This is a genomic window from Paracoccus ravus (assembly GCF_004522175.1).
In the GTDB taxonomy this organism is placed as follows: Bacteria; Pseudomonadota; Alphaproteobacteria; order Rhodobacterales; family Rhodobacteraceae; genus Paracoccus; species Paracoccus ravus.
The window spans coordinates 1-17,701 of sequence record NZ_SDEB01000026.1 but is presented as its reverse complement, the minus strand read 5'-3'; the positions used below and the strand labels follow the sequence as shown (position 1 = coordinate 17,701).

Here is a 17,701-nt window from a genome sequence, read left to right as displayed (position 1 = left end):
CTTCGCCCGGATATAACATCGTGTTAATCCACCCTTACCACAAGGGAGAGCCAAGCCATGAGCCAGCTGACCATCAGGCAGGTCGAGGTCATCCGCGCCGTGATGATGGCGGGCACGATCCAGGGCGCGGCGGCGCTGCTCAATGTCTCGGCCCCCGGCATCTCGCGGCTGGTGAAATATACCGAGGAATCGCTGGGCATCCGGCTCTTCGACCGCAAGGGCGGGCTGTTCGTGCCCTCGGCCGAGGCCGCCTCGATCTTTCAGATGATCCATCAGGTGCATCGGCAGATGGAGAACCTCAACAATGCCGTGCAGGCGCTGCGCAAGGGCGAGGATGTGCGGCTGTCCTTCGCCTCGGCGCCCTCGATCGCGCAATTCATCGCCGCGCGGGTGATCCGGGGCGTCCGGGCGCGCTTTCCCGACCTGTTCGTGGACCTGAACATCCTCAAGATCGAAGAGACCACCGATTATCTGCTGCTCGATCGCGGTGAATTCGTGGTGATGAGTTCGGCGGTCAGCAACCCGGCGCTCAGCAGCGAGCCGCTGGCCACGGGTCGGCTGATGGTCATCGTCCCCGACGGGCACCGCTTGGCAGGGCAGAAGGCGATCTCGATCCATGACCTCGAGGGCGAGGATTTCATCGGCGTCGATCCCGACGATCCCTATGGCGCGGCCTTGGCGCGACCTTTCTCGGATGCCGGGGTGGTGCCCCGCTATGCCATGCGCGGCCGCTTCGCGCAGACGGTCGTCAGCCTAGTTCGGCATGGGCTGGGCGTCGCCCTGATCGACGAGTTTTCCGTGGCAGAGGTCTATATGCCCGGCCTCACGCGGCGTCCGCTGGTGGAAAAGGCAGGCATCACGGCCTGGGTCGTCACGCGCAAGGGTCGCCCGCTTTCAAGTTTCGCCGAACTGACCATCGCGCAATTCCGCCGTGAAATGGCTGCCGCGACCGCGCGCAGCAATTGGGACAGCTAGGCCGCCCCACGCCTGCGCCAGATCGCTGCGGCATGGCGCAGGCGGGCCCTTTCCAGGCCCGCCGAGAGTTTTCGGATCAGAATGCGTAGCTGGCCGAGATCATCCCGGCAGCGTTCTCGTCCTGATTGCTTCCCGAGGCCGAGATCGTCAGGCGGTCCAGCTTGGCGCTGATCGAGGCCCCGACACGGAACACATCCGCATTGTCAAAAACCGAGATCTGGTCGATCGAGACGCCCTCGATGAAGCCGCGGCTTGTCGTATCCGCCCCGTCCAGCGCATGCTCATAGGCGATGCTCAGGGCCGGCGCGACGGTCCAGTTGCCCAGTTGCGCGGGCTTGGCCTCGACCCCGAGCCTCGGCAGCAGATCGCTGCGGTGCTCGTCCAGTTCATCGACGGCAAGGGCAAGCTCGCTGCCGGTTTCGGCAACGGCTTCGCGCTTGAGATGGCTCAACCGCATCCCCACGGTCGGCGTCACACGGTAATCCGCGGTGACGTGATCATAGCCGAGCTTCACGCTCGCCCCGAAAAGATTGCCATCTGCATTGCCCTGGGCACCGCCCAAGCCCGCGCCGATCTGGCGGCGGCTTTCGTAATCGAACGGCGCCGCAGTCAGGTTCGCGGCGACGAACATGCCCTGGTCCAGGCTGTGAAGGCCAAAGCGGCCGCCCAGCGTGACAAAGACCTGATCGGTATCCACCACGCCATCCGCAGATGCCGTCGAACCGTTCAGCGTTCCCCCGGCGAGATAGCCCAGCAGTTGATCGTCGAAGCGGCGGGTCACGCCCATCATGAAGCCGTCCGCATCGCTCTTGCTGCCCGCGATTCCCGAGCGGGCATCGATGTCCTCGTCAAAGGTCATGGCCGTGGTCCAGACCCGCTGCTGGCCGTTCTCGTCACCCCGGCCCGACACACGGGGAACCGCGTATTCGACCAGCGAAACCTGTCGCAGCAGCGAAGTGGCCGCATCGGCATGGACCTGGCCGCCCACCATGGCCTCGACTCCGCCGAGCGTGCCGGCATCGATCGTGGACTGGCGGTAGTAATTGTGATCGGTTTAGGCCCCCGACAAATAGCTATCCTGCAAATCGCTCAGAAATTGCGCACCGGCCGCGGCGTTGCCCGTCAGGTCCTGCTGACCGGGAAGTTGGTAGCGCACCATCTTGCCGCGCAGGACATACAGCGTTTCCCGCGATAGCCCGAGCCCGTCGAGAACGTAGTTCTCCATCGAGCCGAATTTCGCCGCGACCTCGTCAAGCCCGGCCTGCAGGTAGCTTGCCTCGCCCCCCAGAAGGGGCTCCATCGCATCGGCAAAGGCGGCACCATAACTCGCCGCGTAATCGTCATAGGTCGCGGCGACGCGCTCGGCGGTATAGTCGTTCGTCGCGAGATAGTCCGCCATGATGTCGGCATTGCTGACGCATGCAATGCCCTGCAGCACGGCGGCGGTCCAGCCGGTGCGGTCCTTGCCGGCGGTGCGCTGGAACAATGCCGCGTCATCGGCCGCGGCCAGCCCGTTCAGAAGCGTCGCGAACCGATTCTGGATGGCGCCGTCATTGACGAAAGAGCGCTCGGCTTCCTGCATCATCGCGCGCGAGACCTCGGCGCTGGTCAGGGTGAAATGGGTGGCGTCATCGCCCATGATATTGACATTGTGCCAGCTTGCGCCGGCGGCAACGCGATCCGGAACAGATGCAATCTCGCTGGTAGAGCTCAGGTCATAGACATCGCTGATGCCGAGCGCCTCGACTGTGGCGTGATCCTCGTCCGAGAGGGCCCAGCGCATTCGAGCGATAGAAAACGCCCGTGCGCATGGTCCCGTACTTGGCCGTGCTATAGGCCGAACTCGTGCCGGCAATGTCGCGGAAATTGTCGGCAGAAGCCAGCCGGGGTATTGATGGGATCCGCAAACGCGGCATTCGCATAAAAAAGTGCCAGCGCGACGGCAGTCGCGGACACGGAATTCTTCAGGTCGTCCAATAAACTAAAATCTCCAGTCTTGTCCTGCTGGCGCAGGAATATTCCGGAAGGCGGGATAACGGCCTGTCGGTAACAGCCAATCACTGCGGCATGACTCTTTTGTGAAATTTCGCCTTTTCTTCGCAGCGGCGGGAAGCCGGGATAAAAGACAAGAAAACCCGCGCAAGCCGTTGAGCCTGCGCGGGTTTTTCTATTTGGGAAGTGGTGCCGATGAAGGGACTCGAACCCCCGACCCCATCATTACGAATGACGTGCTCTACCAGCTGAGCTACATCGGCACTTCCGTTATGCCGCGCCGGATAGCAGGTTCCGGCGCGGGCGAAAAGGGGGGCTCAGTATTTTTTTCCCAGGACACGCACATCTTCTTCGGGCGGCTCGACATCCGGGCGCACCGGCAGCAGATCCTCTTGCGCTGCGATATGGGGCCGCGTGGTCTTGGCAGGCTCGGTCGAGTCCGGAACGGTGGGACCGGGCTTCTCATCGACCGCAGGTTCGGGATCGGTGACCGTCATCGCCGGTTCCGGATCGCCTCCAAGCGAAGAGACCTTGCGGTAATCCGTCTCGCGCGGGACGATGCCGGGGGCGACATCCGCGACTTCGACGGGTCCGCTTCCCGTTTCGGGCAGGGGCAAACCCGGCTCGGGATGCACCGGCTCGGGATGCACCGGCCCGTGCATAGGCGCGGAGGCCTGGCTTGGCGGCTTTCCAACCAGAAGCGGCAGCATCTCGACCCCATTGGAAACGCCACCCGCCGCAGCCGTCGCGCCGTCCGGCTCGCGCCAGGTCAGCGTATCGAAACCGCCGCAGCTGTCGCAGACCGGATTCCAATCCGCCATGACATTGTGACATTTGTCGCAGACCCATTGCGGGCCGCGGCTCGAGACCAGCGCCTTGGCGAGGATGCCACGCACGACCGAATCCTCCGCGCCTTCGCCACGCTCGACGGCGGCCAGGATCGAGAGCGAACGCACCGTCGGATGTTTCTCGGCCAGATCACCAAGCGCCCGGCGCGCGCCCGGGAAATCCTCGGCCGCGAGCAGCAGTTCCGCCTTGAGCAGCCGGGTTTCCTCATGTTCGGGGTTCTGCTTGATCAGCGCCTCGAAGCGGCGCAGCCGGGCAGCGGGCGTCTCGTCGGGGATGATCTCGGCAAAGGCCGCAGCGATCGACGGATGCGGGCGCACGCTCCAGGTCTTTTGCAACACGCGCGCGGCATTGCGCGCATCATTCTGCGCGACATAGCTGCGCGCCGCCAGCACTGCGGCCGGTATCAGGTCGGGGCTGGCCCGGTTGGCCGAAATCGCGGCCTCGCGGGCGCTGATGGAATTGCCCTCGGCCAGCACGTCCGAGGCCTCTTTCAGCGCCAAGACGGCGTCGCGGCGGACATGGACGTCCTGCGGCAACTGCCCCTGCTTGCGCTTGTCCTTGAGAACGGCGCGAGCCCCTTTCCAGTCGCCCTGACGGGTCTGGAGTTCCAGCAGCTTGTCCTGCACCTCGGCATGTTTGGGTTTGAGCGCATAGGCCTTTTCGGCAAGCTTCAGCGCGGTCGCGGTGTCGCCCTCGTCCAGCTTCTGGCGCATCAATCCGCGAATGCCGACAAAGCGGGTGCGATCGTCGGAAAGCAGACGGCGGTAAACCTCGCCCGCCTTGCGGCTGTCGCCCGCGACCTCGGCCGCCTGCGCCGCCAGAAGGTCGGTCAGATGCGGCTTGTCGAGGAATTTCGCGGCCCGATGGGCCTTGTCCTGCGCCAGCCGTCCCTCGCCCGAGGCGACGGCCAGCATCCCTTCGGACAGCGCCTCATAGCCCTTGCGCTCGCGCGAGCGGGCAAAATAGCGATTGATCGCGGTTTCATCGCCGGCAAGAAAGCGGATGAAGGCCAGCGCCACGCCGACCAGCTTGATCAGCAGCCAGCCCAGCACGAAGAGAACCAACAGCCCGATCAGGGCTTGCACCGGGCCAAGCGTGTATTCGACCCCGTCATAGACCAGCCGCAGCGCCTGGCCGGTTTCCGCAAGATGAACTGCGCCCAGCGTGACGGCGAGGATCAGGGCAAAGAAGATCAGGATCTTGAGGGCGGAAAGCAGCATATTCGTATCCTTACTTTCCGCTCGCAGCCAGTTCGGCAAGCGCGGCGTTGGCTTCGATCCAGGTTTGCGCGCGGGCAGTCCAGCCGGACATGGCCTGCTGGCCGGGTTCGGGCAAGGCCGAGATCTGTTCCAGCGCGCCCGAGATGTCCCCCGCCTCGACCGCCGCATTGGCGCGCGACAGGACGGCATCGGGGTCGTTGCCCTCGCGCGGTTCGACCGAGCGGGCGCCGGTCTGGACGCGCAGGAAATTCCCGATCATGCCCATGGCCCCCTCATCTGCGGCGACGGCATCGAGCGAGGCGCGCAGCCCTTCGCGGGCAGCGGGGGCAAAATCGGCGCGCAACTGGTCCAGCCGTGGCACATCCCCGGTCAGGACAGCCGGAACCGAAACGCCCGCCCCGCTCAGCGCGGCCAGGGCCTCGTCGCGCGGCGCGCCGCTTTCGATCGCGGCCTTGAGCGACGCGGCCGCCGTCGCGCCCTGTGCGCGGCGATTGGCCTCTTGCGTGGTTTTCTGCAGGTCCTCGGCCTGTTTCACCAAGGTCTGGACCTGTTCGGCGGTCGAAGGGTCGACGGCCGGGCGCGCCGCCAATTCCTCGAGCTGCGCCTGCTGGGCATCGACCCGCGCCGCAAGCGCGGCCAGTTCCTCGGGCGAGACACCGGGCGGCGGCGGCGGGGGCGCATTCGTGACGGTGCTGTCGGCCGGCGCGGCCGCAGGGGCCGGGCGCGCGCCCAGATCCGCGACGCTGGCCTCCAGCGCCGCCATCCGGTCGCTGATTTCGGGGGGAAGTTCGGCGAGGGTTGCCGGCGCGGGCTGCGCGGCAGCGGAATCGGCAAGGCTCTGACGCGCGGCGTCGGCCCCTGCCTGCGCGGCGCGGGTGGTCATGACCTCTGCCTGAGTCGCAAGCTCGGCGCGGACGGTCTCGGTCGCGACCTGGCGCGCGGCGTCCAGCTGGGCTTCGGGCGAGACGGCCACCGCGGTGCCGGGACGCCAGGCCTCGGGCAAATGCGGAATTGCCCAATAGGTCGCAGCGGCCCCGAGCCCGGCAGCCACCACGCCGCCAAGAAAGGTCGGGAAGAAACCGACCTTTCGCGTGACGACGGGGCGGGTCTCTGCGGGGGCAGGATCGGGACGACCGACCGCGGCTGCAGGACCGACCGGCGCGGCAGTCGCGGCCGGTGCTTCGGCAGCGCCCCGTTTCACGGCGGCCTGCGTTTCGGAGCCCGCCCCGACCAGCGACGATTCGATCATCGGCTTGGCTCCGGTCGCGACCGGGCTCTGGCCGGCAGGGGAATCGACCGCGCGACTTTCGACGACAGTCGCAGGTGCAGCCGGTTTTTTCTTTCTGCTTGAGGGGGTTGCGGCAGATCCGCCCGTCTTCTTCCCGGTTTCTTCCACGATGCTTCCCCGCTCCTTCTCAAATTTGTGCCTGACGCGCGGCGTGCGCGAAGCCTGTCGGCATCCGGCATGGCACGGCATGTCTTATATGTCAGTCTAGTCGCCGCCTCGCGGGGCCTCAACCCGCCGTGCAATCGGCGGTTCCCCCGCAAGCAGGGTTTCGATCGCCGCGCGCATCCCTGCCGCATCGGGCGTCATCGCGGTCACGGATCGGGCGGCATCGGCATGCCAGGCCGCGCGGGCCGCCGCGCTGATCGATGCCAGCCAGAGCGGCGCGACGGCCCTGCCCACCCAGTCCGAGACCAGCTTGGCCGAACGCGGCGAGAAAAGCGGCAGGATCACCGGGCCGGACCCCGAAAGCACGTCGCGCGCGCGGGTCGAGGGCGAAAGCGCGACCTGATCATAGACGATCATCCCCTGAACCGGCAATTCCCGGGCGATATGCGCGCCATGAGGATGCAGCCAGCCGGGTCCGAGATCCTGCAGAAGCGGCAGCATCCCCTCGGCGTCGCCCGGCCCCTCTGTCACCTCGAAGCCAGCCTTGCGCGCCGCCTCGGCGGTCGCAGGGCCGACGCAGATCGCGGGCCGCCCGCGCGCAGCGCCCGCCGCAGGAATGGCGTGAACCGAGGTAAAGACCAGCCCCCCCGCCCGAGCCAATGCCCTGCCATCATGCGCGACGGGCAGGATCCGCAATGCGGGCGAGATCACGACCGGCAGACCAAGATGAACGAGTGCCGCGGCAAAGCGTCGCGCCGCCGCTTCGGGCCGGGTGAGTAATACGGTCGGCAGCATGGCATTCGGCCCGCTCAGATGCTAGTTGACCATGACTAGGCCCTTGGTCGGGCGGGAACAAGGATGAGCATGGGACTGACCTTTCTGGGCATCGAGAGCAGCTGCGACGACACTGCCGCGGCTGTCGTGCGCGAGGACGGCACGATCCTCGCCTCGGTCGTGGCGGGACAGACGGATTTGCACGCGGATTTCGGCGGCGTCGTCCCCGAGATCGCCGCCCGCGCCCATGCCGAGAAGCTGGACGGATGCGTCGAGCAGGCCTTGACCGAGGCAGGCCTGTCACTGGCCGATCTCGACGGCATCGCGGTGACGGCGGGTCCGGGGCTGATCGGCGGCGTGCTCGCGGGGGTCATGCTCGCCAAGGGGCTTTCCGCCGGAACCGGCCTTCCGCTCATTGGCGTGAACCATCTTGCGGGCCATGCGCTGACGCCACGCCTGACCGACGGGATCGCATATCCCTATCTGATGCTTCTGGTCTCGGGCGGGCATTGCCAGTTCCTGCAGGTCGCGGGCCCCGAGGATTTCACCCGCCTTGGCGGCACGATTGACGACGCGCCGGGCGAGGCTTTCGACAAGGTCGCAAAACTTCTGGGCCTGCCCCAACCCGGCGGCCCCGAGGTCGAGAAAGCCGCCAGTCGCGGCGATGCCACCCGCTTTCGCTTTCCCCGTCCGCTGCTGGACCGGCCCGGCTGCGACATGAGTTTTTCAGGCCTGAAAACCGCCGTGCTGCGCCAGCGCGACGAATTGGTGGCCGCGCAAGGCGGGCTGCACGCGCAGGACCGCGACGATATCTGCGCGGGTTTCCAGACCGCCGTGGCCGATGTTCTGGCCGAAAAGACCCGCCGCGCCTTGGCCGTGAGCGCGGCCCCGACGCTCGCCGTCGCCGGAGGCGTCGCCGCGAACCAGACGCTGCGCACTGCTCTGGAAGTCGTCGCCGCCGAGGCCGGGGCCACGTTCCTCGCCCCGCCGCTGCGGCTTTGCACCGACAATGCCGCGATGATCGCTTGGGCCGGGATCGAGGCCTATCTTGCCGGGCAACGCGACGGCATGGATCTGACCGCAAGGCCGCGCTGGCCTCTGGACCAGAAATCCGCCCCGATGCTGGGCGCGGGAAAACGCGGGGCCAAGGCATGAGCATCGCCGTTATCGGCGCGGGGGCCTTCGGGACCGCGCTTGCCGTGAGCCTGGCCGGAAAGGCTCCGGTCACGATCTGGGGCCGCGAAACGGATTGGGCCGCCTCGCGCGAAAATCCGCGCCTGCCGGGCGTCACCCTGCCCGAGGCATTGACCGTCACCGACGACCTTGACCGGACCCTTGCCCGGACCGTGCTGCTGGCCCTGCCCGCTCAAGTGCTGGGCGGCTTTCTGGAGCAACATGCGGCGCGGCTGAATGGTCGTCATCTGGTCAGCTGCGCCAAGGGGATCGATCTTTCGACCCTGACCGGGCTGTCCTCGGTGATTGCCAAGGCCTGCCCCGATTCCCCCGTCGCCGTTCTGACCGGGCCGAGCTTCGCCGCCGATATCGCGCGCGGTCTGCCCACCGCTTTGACGCTGGCTTGCGCCGACCCCGAGGCGGGTCACGCGCTGCAACACGAACTCTCGACCCCGAGCCTGCGGCTTTACCGCACGACCGATGTCATCGGCGCGGAACTGGGCGGCGCGCTGAAAAACGTCATCGCCATCGCTGCGGGCGCGGCCATTGGCGCGGGCTATGGCGACAGCGCACGCGCCAGCGTCATCACCCGTGGATTTGCCGAGATGACCCGGCTGGCGATTGCCCTTGGCGCACGCCCCGAGACGCTGACCGGGCTGTCGGGGCTTGGCGATCTGGTGCTGACCTGCACCTCGGAACAGTCGCGCAACTTCCGCTATGGCCTCGCCCTTGGCGCGGGCCGGGAATTCGCCTCGGACACCACGGTCGAGGGTGCGGCTACCGCCCGCGCCGTTGCAGCTCTTGCCCCGCGACTTGGCGTGGACCTGCCGGTTTCGCAACTGGTTGCAGGACTTGCCGAGGGCCGCGTCGCCATGGAACATGCGCTCGACATCCTGCTGAACCGCCCATTGAAGGAAGAATGATGCCCCTTTTCGCCGTCATTTGCCGCGACAAGCCCGACCATCTGGAAACCCGGATGGAAACCCGCGAGCGCCATCTCGCCTATCTGGCCGAGACCGAAGTGGTGCAATTCGCCGGCCCCTTCATCGAAAATGGTGCGCCCATCGGCTCGCTTCTGGTGGTCGAGGCGGAAAGCCGCGAGGCCGCAAGCGCGTGGGCAGCGAGCGATCCCTATGCGCTGGCTGGGCTCTTCGCCTCGGTCGAGGTAATCGAATGGCGCAAGGTGATCGGCTGATGGCATATTGGCTTTTCAAATCCGAACCCGATGTCTTCAGCTTCGACGACCTGATCGCCAAGGGCGAAAAGGGCGAGGAATGGGACGGCGTGCGCAACTATCAGGCCCGCAACAATATGCGCGCCATGAAGCTGGGCGATCGCGGGCTGTTCTACCACTCGAATATCGGCAAGGAAGTCGTCGGCATCTGCGAGGTCGTGGCGCTGGCCCATCCCGACAGCAAGGCCGCTGATCCGAAATGGGAATGCGTCGACATCAAGGCCGTGGCCCGGGTCAAGCGCCCGGTTACGCTGGATGAAGCCAAAACCGAGGAACGCCTGTCGAAGATGGTCCTTGTCAATAATTCGCGCCTGTCGGTGCAGCCGGTGGCGGATGACGAATGGCAGGTGATCCTAGAGCTGACGGGCGGAACCGAGCCCGTCTGATCCGGGACCGAGGGAGGGAATATGGCACGCGGCCCCAAGATCATCGCTGATCGTCCGACAACGAAACGCATCGGTGCGCTGCGCGCGCTTTGGCCCTTTATCCGGCCCTATAAGGGGCTTCTGGCCGCCGCCATGGTCGCGCTGACCGTGACGGCGGGGATCAGTCTGACCCTGCCTCTGGCGGTGCGCCGCGTGGTCGACGGGTTCGACGCGGGCGCGCATCTGCTCGACCAGTATTTCGGCGCGGCGCTGGCCATTGTGGCGCTGCTCGCGGTCGGAACGGGGATGCGCTATTACCTTGTCACGCGTCTGGGCGAGCGGGTCGTGGCCGATATCCGCGAGGCGGTTTTCAACCGCGTCATCACCCTCAGCCCCGCCTTTTACGAACGCGTGCTGACCGGCGAGATCATCAGTCGCATCACCACCGACACGACGCTGATCCAGTCGGTGATCGGCTCGTCCGTATCGATTGCGCTCAGGAACTTCCTGATCCTGATCGGCGGCATGGTCATGCTCGTCTGGACCTCGGCCAAACTCTCGGGGCTGATGCTGGTGCTGGTCCCGCTGATTGTCGTCCCCATTATCGTATTGGGCCGCCGCCTGCGGGCGCTGTCGCGGGAAAATCAGGACTGGATCGCGCAAAGCTCGGGTGCCGCGTCCGAAGCCCTTCTCTCGGCGCAAACCGTGCAGGCCTTTACCCATGAAGCCCCAACGCAGGCCCGTTTCCGCGACGTGACCGAGAAATCCTATGCCTCGGCCATGAAGCGGGTCGGCACGCGCACCGTGATGACCGTGATCGTGATCTTCCTGATCTTCTCGGGCGTATTGGGGGTATTGTGGATCGGCGCGCGCGACGTGCGGACCGAGATGATGACCGTCGGCGAACTGGTCCAATTCGTGATCTATGCCGTTCTGGTCGCTGGCGCTGTCGGCGCGCTGTCCGAGATCTGGGGCGAGTTGCAGCGTGCTGCCGGTGCGACCGAACGACTGACTGAACTGCTGACCGCCCGCGACCAGCTGACCGATCCAGCGACACCCAAAGCCCTGCCCCGCCCCGCCAAGGGCGCGATCAGCCTCAAGGATGTCACCTTCCATTATCCGTCTCGACCCGATGTCTCGGCGCTAGAAAATATCTCGCTCGAAATCCCTCCGGGCGAGACGGTGGCGCTGGTCGGGCCCTCGGGCGCGGGTAAAACCACAATCATCCAACTTCTGCTGCGTTTCTGGGACCCGGCCTCCGGCCATGTCGCGATTGACGGCATTGACCTACGCGAGATGGCGCGGGCCGACTTCCGCCGCGACATCGCCCTCGTGCCGCAAGAGCCGGTGATCTTTGCCGCCACCGCGCGTGAGAACATCCGTTTTGGCCGGCCCGAGGCCACAGATGCCGAGATCGAGGCCGCCGCACGCGCCGCCCATGCCCATGAGTTCCTGACCGCCCTGCCCGAGGGCTATGAGGCGCAAGTGGGCGAGCGCGGGGTGATGCTCTCGGGCGGCCAGCGTCAGCGCATCGCCATCGCCCGCGCCATCCTTCGCGACGCCCCGATTCTGCTGCTGGACGAGGCGACCAGCGCCTTGGACGCCGAATCCGAGCGTCTGGTGCAGGCGGCGGTGGATGACTTGTCGCGAGACCGCACCACGATCATCGTGGCGCATCGGCTGGCCACAGTGAAGAAAGCCGACCGGATCGTGGTCTTCGATCATGGCCGGATCGTGGCGCAGGGCCGCCATGAGGATCTGGTGGCCGAGGGCGGGCTTTATGCGCGCCTCGCCCGGCTGCAATTCACCGAAGGGCCGGTGGAATATTCCGAAGGTTACTCTGCGGCGAGCTGACGCGGCCCGGACGGCTCTCATCCAAGGAACCGCCGCGAGACCTGCGCGTTTTCCAGCGCAGCAACGCGGAAAGGATGGACCATGGCTATCTGGGACTTCGTGAAGGACGCCGGGAAATCGATCTTCGGATCCGAGGCACATGCGGAAGAGGCGCCGAAAACCCCTGCCGCCGCCGAGAGCGATACCGACCGCAAGGTCGCGGCGCTGAAAGCGGAACTTACCGAACTTGGCCTGACCTCGAAGGACGTGCATCTGACCCTGCGAGGCGGCGATACGGTGGTGATATCGGGCGCGGCCCGCGATCAGGAAACCATGGAAAAGCTGATCCTTGCCTTGGGCAATATCAAGGGCATCGCCCATGTCGAACTGGCCGAGACACCGAAATCCGCGGGTTTTGGCGCGGCCAATGCCGCCCCGCCGCCCTCGACCCCGCCGGGTGGTCCGAATGTAACCGCCCCCGCGCCCGAGACGGCCACGACACCTGCGCAAAGCGCCACGGAGAGTTCCGCCACAGAGGCTCCGGCCTTCAAGGAGCCGGTCTTTCACACGGTCCAGAAAGGCGAGACCCTTTCCGAGATCGCTCAGGAATATCTGGGCAAGGCGAGCCGCTATCCGGAGATCTTCGAGGCCAACCGCCCGATGCTCAGCGATCCCGACAAAATCTATCCGGGGCAGATGCTGCGCATCCCTCAGGCTTGACGCCGCATTGACGTCGCGTATCAGGCGCGTTCGGGGCAGGGTTCCACCCTTGCCCGGTTGACGCATTTTGGAACATCCTCCTGCCCGGGGGAGCCCGCTGGACGACTGGGAGGAATGTCATGGCCAAGTTTGCAACTGCCTCGGATCGCATCGCGATCGAGGCCGAGATGCCTTACGATCAACGCGATCTGCCGCATTCCATCTACCAGATGCTCACGCGCACCCGCGAGCGCTTTCCTGATCGCCCGGCGATCAGCTTCCAGCTTTTCTCGGACCCGAAATCCAAGGCCATGACGCTGAACTGGAACGAGTTCCATGAGCGCGTGACCGAGACCGCGAACCTGTTCCGCAGCCTGGGCATTGGTCAGAACGATGTCGTGGCCTATCTCTTGCCCAACACGCTCGAGACCCCGATCGTGCTGGTCGCCGGGGCGACGGCGGGGATCGTCAATCCGATCAACCCGCTCCTGGAGCCCGAACAGATCGCCGCCATCCTGCGCGAGACCGGGGCGAAGGTTCTGGTCACGCTGAAGTCCTTCCCCAAGGCCGATCTGGCGCAAAAGGCCGCCAAGGCCGTGGCGCTCGCGCCCAATGTTAAAACTGTCCTGCAGGTCGATCTGCGTGGCGCGCTGTCGGGGCTTAAACGGCTGGCCATCCCCTTCCTGCGGCCGAAACTGACCCCCGCCCCGGATGCCAAATATCTGGATTTCGACGCATCGGCGAGCGCGCAGCGCCACAACCGACTGACCTTCGAAGAGCCCGAGGGTGACCGCGTCGCGGCTTATTTCCATACCGGTGGCACCACCGGAACGCCCAAGGTCGCGCAGCACAAGCAATCGGGCATGATCTATAATGGCTGGCTCGGCTCGACACTGGTCTTCAACGAGCAGGACGTGATGATGTGTCCGTTGCCGATGTTTCACGTCTTTGCCGCCTATCCGGTGCTGATGTCCTGCCTTGCCTCGGGGGCGCAACTGGTCATGCCGACGCCTGCGGGCTATCGCGGCGAAGGTGTGTTCGACAATTTCTGGAAGCTGATCGAACGCTGGCAGGCCACGTTCCTGATCACCGTGCCGACCGCGATCTCGGCATTGATGAACCGGCCCGTCGATGCCGATGTCTCGTCGCTGCGCACGGCGATCTCGGGTTCGGCCCCGCTGCCGGTCGAGCTCTACAACCGCTTCAAATCCGCCACCGGGGTCGAGATTTCCGAGGGCTACGGGCTGACCGAGGCCACCTGCCTTGTCTCATGCAATCCGATCGAGGGTCGCAAGAAGGTGGGCTCGGTCGGCATTCCCCTGCCCTATACCCATGTCCGCATCCTGCGCCGCAATGCCGAGGGCTATCACGAATGCGGCACGGATGAGATCGGCGAGATCTGCATCGCGTCGCCCGGCATCTTCGAAGGGTCGACCTATACCGAGGCCGACAAGAACCATGAGCTTTTCGCCGAGGACCGCTTTCTGCGCACCGGCGATCTGGGCCGGATGGACCCGGACGGCTATCTCTGGATCACTGGCCGGGCCAAGGATCTGATCATCCGGGGCGGCCATAATATCGACCCCGCCTTGATCGAGGACGCGCTGCTCTCGCACCCCTCCGTGGCCTTTGTCGGCGCGATCGGCCAGCCCGACAGTTTCGCGGGCGAGTTGCCCTGCGCCTATGTCGAGACCGTGCCCGGGGCATCACTCGATGCCGCGGAACTGCTGGCCCATGCCCGCGAACACATCACCGAGCGCGCGGCGATCCCCAAGCATATCGAGATCCTGTCCGAATTGCCCAAGACCGCCGTGGGCAAGATCTTCAAGCCCGATCTGCGCAAACTCGCCATCAAGCGGGTCTATGACGCGGCGCTGTCCGAGGCCGGAATCCCTGCGCATGTCGCCGAGGTGATCGACGACAAGAAACGCGGTCTCGTCGCCCATCTGCGACCCTCGGGGATCGTGGACGAGGTGAAATTGGCCAATTGCCTTGGCCAGTTCACGCATCCTTGGGTGTGGGTCCCCAGCCAGAAACAACCATAGATTGATTTTTTCCGGCAAGCGCATATGATCTTTCCAGCGCAAGTGCGGAGGAAGGATCATGCGGGACCGCGACTTCCCGGCGGCCAAAGAGAATTTCGACATATCGGACGATCCGGCCCCCCTGCTTGTTCCGACCGGGCCCGCGCCGCAATGGCTTCTGGACCTGCGCAGCGCGCCCGGACGCGGCTTCTATCAGTCGCTTGGAGAACACGCTCTGGTCTTTGCCGATCGCGACAGTGACACGCTGCTGGTGAGTTTCGACAATCTCTCTTCGGCTCGCGACGGCGCGACGGATCGCAATCCCTGGGGCTATGAATTCGTTGCCAAGAATGGCTGGTCGCAGCTTGGCGTCCTGGCATTTGGCGCGACATGGTATCGTGACGAGGCCCTGTTCACCGCCATGCGCAGACTGGCCTCCGACGGGTTTTTCGCGCGATTCCGGCATGTCGTGCTGACCGGGACGTCAATGGGCGGCTATGCGGCCTGCGCCTTTGCCGAGCTCGTTCCCGGCTGCACGGTCCTAGCATTTTCCCCGCAATCGACCCTGCGAAAGGATCTGGTGCCTTGGGAACCGCGCTTCTCCATTGGCCGCAAGGCGGATTGGAGTGGCGATTTCGCCGATGCCGCGGCGAGCGCCCGCGCCGCCGGAAGCCTCTGGCTGATCCATGATCCCTGCTTTCGGCCCGATCTTCTTCATGCCGGGCGCTTCGTCGGGCCACATGTCCATCTTTTGCCAGCAAGATACTCCGGTCATAAATCCGCGCTCTTCCTGCGCCGCGCGGGCATTCTATCGGCGGTCACCCGGCTTGCGGTCGCGGGCGAACTGACACCGCAGGCCTTCGCCGCGCTTTATCGCAAGGGGCGCAGCCTGCCCTGGTACCTGGATGCGCTGGCCGAGGATCTGATCGAGAAACGCAAGGCGGGCTTGCTCGCCCGTCTCATCGCGATCTGCGCGCGCAACGGGAATGCCGTGCTTGCCCGCCGCCTCACGGCCCGCGCGGGAAGGGCCGGGCTGACCGTCAGGGCAAGGCCAGCTTCGCGCGCGCCTGCACGCCATGCCCTCATTGGGGCCGAAAGTGCATCGCGACCGCTTCCCTTGCCGCCCGGACCGGTGCCGATCTGGACGCGTCTGCGCGAACCATTGCCGGCGGGGGGCTTTTCGGGACTGCTTAGCTAGCGCATCGCTGCCCCAGGGCTTTCAGCCTGCCGCCCGCAAATCCGGCATGGCCGTCCCGGGCGCATTGATCTGCGCGGCGATGCGGAAATAGCCCTCGCGCGTGTAATGGTCGCTATCGACGCATTCGGCAGCCGGGATGATCTCGTCGAGATCCAGAAATGCCGCATCGGCATGGGTCGCGCAGAAATCGCGGCACATGGTATTATAGACCATGCGGTCCGGCAGGGTCCGCTCGGCCAGTTCGCCCCGGCGCGACGCGCCCAGCACGAAGATCCTGCATCCCTCGCGGCGCATACCCGCTATCCGCTCGAAGGCGGAGCGCAGCAGCGTCGCGCGCCGCTCGGCCGGCAGGCGAAGGTGGTGCAGATGGCGCAGCATCCGCACCGACATGCGGGGATCGCGCGTCAGTGCCGCTAGGCGTTTCGGGGGAATCGTCACAAGATAGCGATCAGGCTGGCCACAGCCCTCGATGGTAAAGAGATTTCGGGTGTGAAAGGCAAAGAACATCGACAGGATAATGACCTGAGCGCGACCAAGGCTTTCATCAACCGCAAGTAGATCATCCCGCCCATAGCCCGCGACGGCCTGAAAGACCGGATGATGCGCCAGTTCAGGATCACGCGGATTCAGCAGGAAACCGGCATCGTCGAAACGCACGATCACCCCGGCATCGTCCTGCGTATTGACGAATTCGCTGCGCCGCGTGCCGCAATAGAACGACACCTGCTGGAGATCACAACCGCCGATCAGCACGACCTCGCGGTCGGGAACCACATCCGCCGCATCGTCGTCGAAATCCTGGCACAGCGTGATCCAGTCCGGCGCAGCCGGCAGGTCCAGCCCATTCGCCACGGGCCCCGCGATTGGGAATTGCGGCGCGCCGACATGGCGCCAGACCCATTGCTCGACGCCCATATTGAGCGTGCGACAGGAAAAGGCGAAATGCTCGACGCTGGTGCCGTTATAGCGCTTACGGATGCAAAAGAAGCCGACGAAGCCATAATCTCCATAGCGGTCGCGGACCTCGACCAGCCCGGCATGGACCCCCGGCACACGCAAGAGGTTCGCCAGCTCGGCCCTGCCGGTATCTCCGACGATCCGGCGCTTGGTGAAGTTCAGCTGATTGCTGCGATTGATCAGTTCGATCACGCGATCCATATGTTCGGACAGGTCGGTGACCAGCCGGAGCCGGATCCCGGATTGGCGCAGAAAGGCATCATTCGACAGGCCCCTCATCTGCTGATCGGCCTCGCGCGCCTCGATCAGCTGATACTGCGCGAGCCGCGTCCATTTGCGGTCATCCTTCCCCGCCATTTGCGGTAGGTTCAGAAGCCCCGAAAGGTCCTGCCCATCGCTGACATCGCTCGCATCCACGCAGGCGATGCCGGGCGAGAAATAGCGCACCTCTTCGCGATTCAGCACGTTATCGTCCAGAAAAACCACATTCTCGGGGCGCATCCCCATGCGCCTGATAATGGCGGCGACCGCCTCGCCTTTCGGGCTCCAGCCGATATGGGCAAAGACGAAACGGTCGCGAATGCCCAAAGCCTCAAGTTCGCGCCAGACCGGCTCGGGGTCATTTTTCGAGCAGATCGAGCACATGATCCCGCGCTGCACGAGGCTTCGGACCATCTGCACATGGGCCGGAACGGGGCGAATTCCCCCCTCGGAAAGCGTTCCGCGCCAGAAGGTCTCATCAAGGTCCCAAATGACCAGTTTGACCTCATTCTCGATTTCGGAATAGCGGTTCTGAAACATGAAAATCTCCGCGCAAGCAGGAATAACTGGAGAATATCTACTGGGTATAATCTACCCCAGGTTGTTATTTGTCCAAGAAGAATCTTTTTGCTGTAGCAACCATTCAGAACTGTCCCAGTTCTGGCCATTCAGAAATGTCACCGTGCGCGGCATTGGCGGGCAGCCGGGCAGGGCGGAGACCTCCGCCATCGCAGCCCGGACCGGCTGCCCCGGG

General features: G+C 65.2%; 14 protein-coding genes, 1 tRNA gene and 1 pseudogene. 9 read left to right on the top strand and 7 right to left on the bottom strand.

Features of this window, described 5'->3' with window-relative positions; translation table 11 throughout:
- Nucleotides 1-57 precede the first annotated feature (57 nt).
- A complete protein-coding gene (locus ESZ60_RS16830; protein ID WP_134681880.1) occupies nucleotides 58-975 on the top strand; it encodes a LysR family transcriptional regulator in 918 nt (305 codons plus the stop codon).
- A 76-nt stretch (nucleotides 976-1,051) separates the two neighbouring features.
- Here ESZ60_RS16830 and ESZ60_RS16825 read toward each other — a convergent pair whose 3' ends face one another.
- From ESZ60_RS16825 to ESZ60_RS16795, 6 genes and pseudogenes are all read right to left on the bottom strand, one after another.
- The gene (locus ESZ60_RS16825; protein ID WP_134681879.1) at nucleotides 1,052-1,966 is read right to left on the bottom strand and encodes an autotransporter outer membrane beta-barrel domain-containing protein; all 915 of its coding nucleotides are present in this window, start codon (nucleotides 1,964-1,966) and stop codon (nucleotides 1,052-1,054) included.
- A 63-nt stretch (nucleotides 1,967-2,029) separates the two neighbouring features.
- Nucleotides 2,030-2,891 (bottom strand): annotated as a pseudogene (locus ESZ60_RS16820) (tyrosine-protein phosphatase).
- Nucleotides 2,892-3,154: 263 nt separating this feature from the next.
- Nucleotides 3,155-3,230 (bottom strand) — tRNA-Thr (locus ESZ60_RS16810).
- Nucleotides 3,231-3,284: 54 nt separating this feature from the next.
- The gene (locus ESZ60_RS16805) at nucleotides 3,285-5,036 is read right to left on the bottom strand and encodes a heme biosynthesis protein HemY (RefSeq protein ID WP_134681876.1); all 1,752 of its coding nucleotides are present in this window, start codon (nucleotides 5,034-5,036) and stop codon (nucleotides 3,285-3,287) included.
- A 10-nt stretch (nucleotides 5,037-5,046) separates the two neighbouring features.
- Nucleotides 5,047-6,285: a COG4223 family protein gene (locus ESZ60_RS16800; RefSeq protein WP_245155746.1), complete on the bottom strand. Its 1,239-nt coding sequence runs from the start codon at nucleotides 6,283-6,285 to the stop codon at nucleotides 5,047-5,049.
- A gap of 243 nt (nucleotides 6,286-6,528) precedes the next feature.
- Nucleotides 6,529-7,224 carry a uroporphyrinogen-III synthase gene (locus ESZ60_RS16795; protein WP_134681874.1) on the bottom strand — a complete coding sequence of 232 codons (696 nt, stop codon included), beginning with the start codon at nucleotides 7,222-7,224 and terminating at the stop codon, nucleotides 6,529-6,531.
- Between the two features lie 63 nt (nucleotides 7,225-7,287).
- Here ESZ60_RS16795 and tsaD point away from each other — a divergent pair, with 63 nt between their 5' ends.
- From tsaD to ESZ60_RS16755, 8 genes are all read left to right on the top strand, one after another.
- Nucleotides 7,288-8,358: a tRNA (adenosine(37)-N6)-threonylcarbamoyltransferase complex transferase subunit TsaD gene (tsaD, locus tag ESZ60_RS16790; protein WP_134681873.1), complete on the top strand. Its 1,071-nt coding sequence runs from the start codon at nucleotides 7,288-7,290 to the stop codon at nucleotides 8,356-8,358.
- Entirely contained in the window at nucleotides 8,355-9,299 is a 945-nt protein-coding gene (locus ESZ60_RS16785; RefSeq protein WP_134681872.1) for an NAD(P)H-dependent glycerol-3-phosphate dehydrogenase, read from the top strand. Before tsaD ends, ESZ60_RS16785 begins: the two co-directional genes overlap by 4 nt.
- A complete protein-coding gene (locus tag ESZ60_RS16780; RefSeq protein ID WP_209021338.1) occupies nucleotides 9,296-9,571 on the top strand; it encodes a YciI family protein in 276 nt (91 codons plus the stop codon). Before ESZ60_RS16785 ends, ESZ60_RS16780 begins: the two co-directional genes overlap by 4 nt.
- Nucleotides 9,571-9,996, top strand: coding sequence for an EVE domain-containing protein (locus ESZ60_RS16775; protein ID WP_209021337.1), 426 nt, complete (start codon nucleotides 9,571-9,573; stop codon nucleotides 9,994-9,996). Before ESZ60_RS16780 ends, ESZ60_RS16775 begins: the two co-directional genes overlap by 1 nt.
- 21 nt (nucleotides 9,997-10,017) lie before the next feature.
- Nucleotides 10,018-11,829 carry an ABC transporter transmembrane domain-containing protein gene (locus tag ESZ60_RS16770; protein ID WP_134681871.1) on the top strand — a complete coding sequence of 604 codons (1,812 nt, stop codon included), beginning with the start codon at nucleotides 10,018-10,020 and terminating at the stop codon, nucleotides 11,827-11,829.
- 81 nt (nucleotides 11,830-11,910) lie between these two features.
- On the top strand, nucleotides 11,911-12,528 hold the full coding sequence (locus tag ESZ60_RS21705; protein ID WP_134681870.1) for a LysM and BON domain-containing protein: 618 nt from the start codon (nucleotides 11,911-11,913) through the stop codon (nucleotides 12,526-12,528).
- Nucleotides 12,529-12,647: 119 nt separating this feature from the next.
- Complete coding sequence (locus ESZ60_RS16760; protein WP_134681869.1) at nucleotides 12,648-14,552, top strand: acyl-CoA synthetase; 1,905 nt, start codon at nucleotides 12,648-12,650, stop codon at nucleotides 14,550-14,552.
- A gap of 58 nt (nucleotides 14,553-14,610) precedes the next feature.
- Nucleotides 14,611-15,729 (top strand): hypothetical protein, encoded by a 1,119-nt coding sequence (locus tag ESZ60_RS16755; RefSeq protein ID WP_134681868.1) that lies wholly within the window; start codon nucleotides 14,611-14,613, stop codon nucleotides 15,727-15,729.
- 21 nt (nucleotides 15,730-15,750) lie between these two features.
- Here ESZ60_RS16755 and ESZ60_RS16750 read toward each other — a convergent pair whose 3' ends face one another.
- The gene (locus tag ESZ60_RS16750) at nucleotides 15,751-17,487 is read right to left on the bottom strand and encodes an HAD family hydrolase (protein WP_134681867.1); all 1,737 of its coding nucleotides are present in this window, start codon (nucleotides 17,485-17,487) and stop codon (nucleotides 15,751-15,753) included.
- Nucleotides 17,488-17,701: the final 214 nt, after the last annotated feature.

What these genes read in the sequence shown, in the direction of transcription:
- ESZ60_RS16780 (WP_209021338.1), top strand. Translation starts at nt 9,296, where the DNA reads ATGATGCCCCTTTTCGCCGTCATTTGCCGCGACAAGCCCGACCATCTG.
- ESZ60_RS16830 (WP_134681880.1), top strand. Translation starts at nt 58, where the DNA reads ATGAGCCAGCTGACCATCAGGCAGGTCGAGGTCATCCGCGCCGTGATG.
- ESZ60_RS16770 (WP_134681871.1), top strand. Translation starts at nt 10,018, where the DNA reads ATGGCACGCGGCCCCAAGATCATCGCTGATCGTCCGACAACGAAACGC.
- tsaD (WP_134681873.1), top strand. Translation starts at nt 7,288, where the DNA reads ATGAGCATGGGACTGACCTTTCTGGGCATCGAGAGCAGCTGCGACGAC.
- ESZ60_RS16795 (WP_134681874.1), bottom strand. Translation starts at nt 7,224, where the DNA reads ATGCTGCCGACCGTATTACTCACCCGGCCCGAAGCGGCGGCGCGACGC.
- ESZ60_RS16805 (WP_134681876.1), bottom strand. Translation starts at nt 5,036, where the DNA reads ATGCTGCTTTCCGCCCTCAAGATCCTGATCTTCTTTGCCCTGATCCTC.
- ESZ60_RS16800 (WP_245155746.1), bottom strand. Translation starts at nt 6,285, where the DNA reads ATGATCGAATCGTCGCTGGTCGGGGCGGGCTCCGAAACGCAGGCCGCC.
- ESZ60_RS16750 (WP_134681867.1), bottom strand. Translation starts at nt 17,487, where the DNA reads ATGTTTCAGAACCGCTATTCCGAAATCGAGAATGAGGTCAAACTGGTC.
- ESZ60_RS16760 (WP_134681869.1), top strand. Translation starts at nt 12,648, where the DNA reads ATGGCCAAGTTTGCAACTGCCTCGGATCGCATCGCGATCGAGGCCGAG.
- ESZ60_RS16785 (WP_134681872.1), top strand. Translation starts at nt 8,355, where the DNA reads ATGAGCATCGCCGTTATCGGCGCGGGGGCCTTCGGGACCGCGCTTGCC.
- ESZ60_RS16775 (WP_209021337.1), top strand. Translation starts at nt 9,571, where the DNA reads ATGGCATATTGGCTTTTCAAATCCGAACCCGATGTCTTCAGCTTCGAC.
- ESZ60_RS16825 (WP_134681879.1), bottom strand. Translation starts at nt 1,966, where the DNA reads ATGGTGGGCGGCCAGGTCCATGCCGATGCGGCCACTTCGCTGCTGCGA.
- ESZ60_RS16755 (WP_134681868.1), top strand. Translation starts at nt 14,611, where the DNA reads ATGCGGGACCGCGACTTCCCGGCGGCCAAAGAGAATTTCGACATATCG.
- ESZ60_RS21705 (WP_134681870.1), top strand. Translation starts at nt 11,911, where the DNA reads ATGGCTATCTGGGACTTCGTGAAGGACGCCGGGAAATCGATCTTCGGA.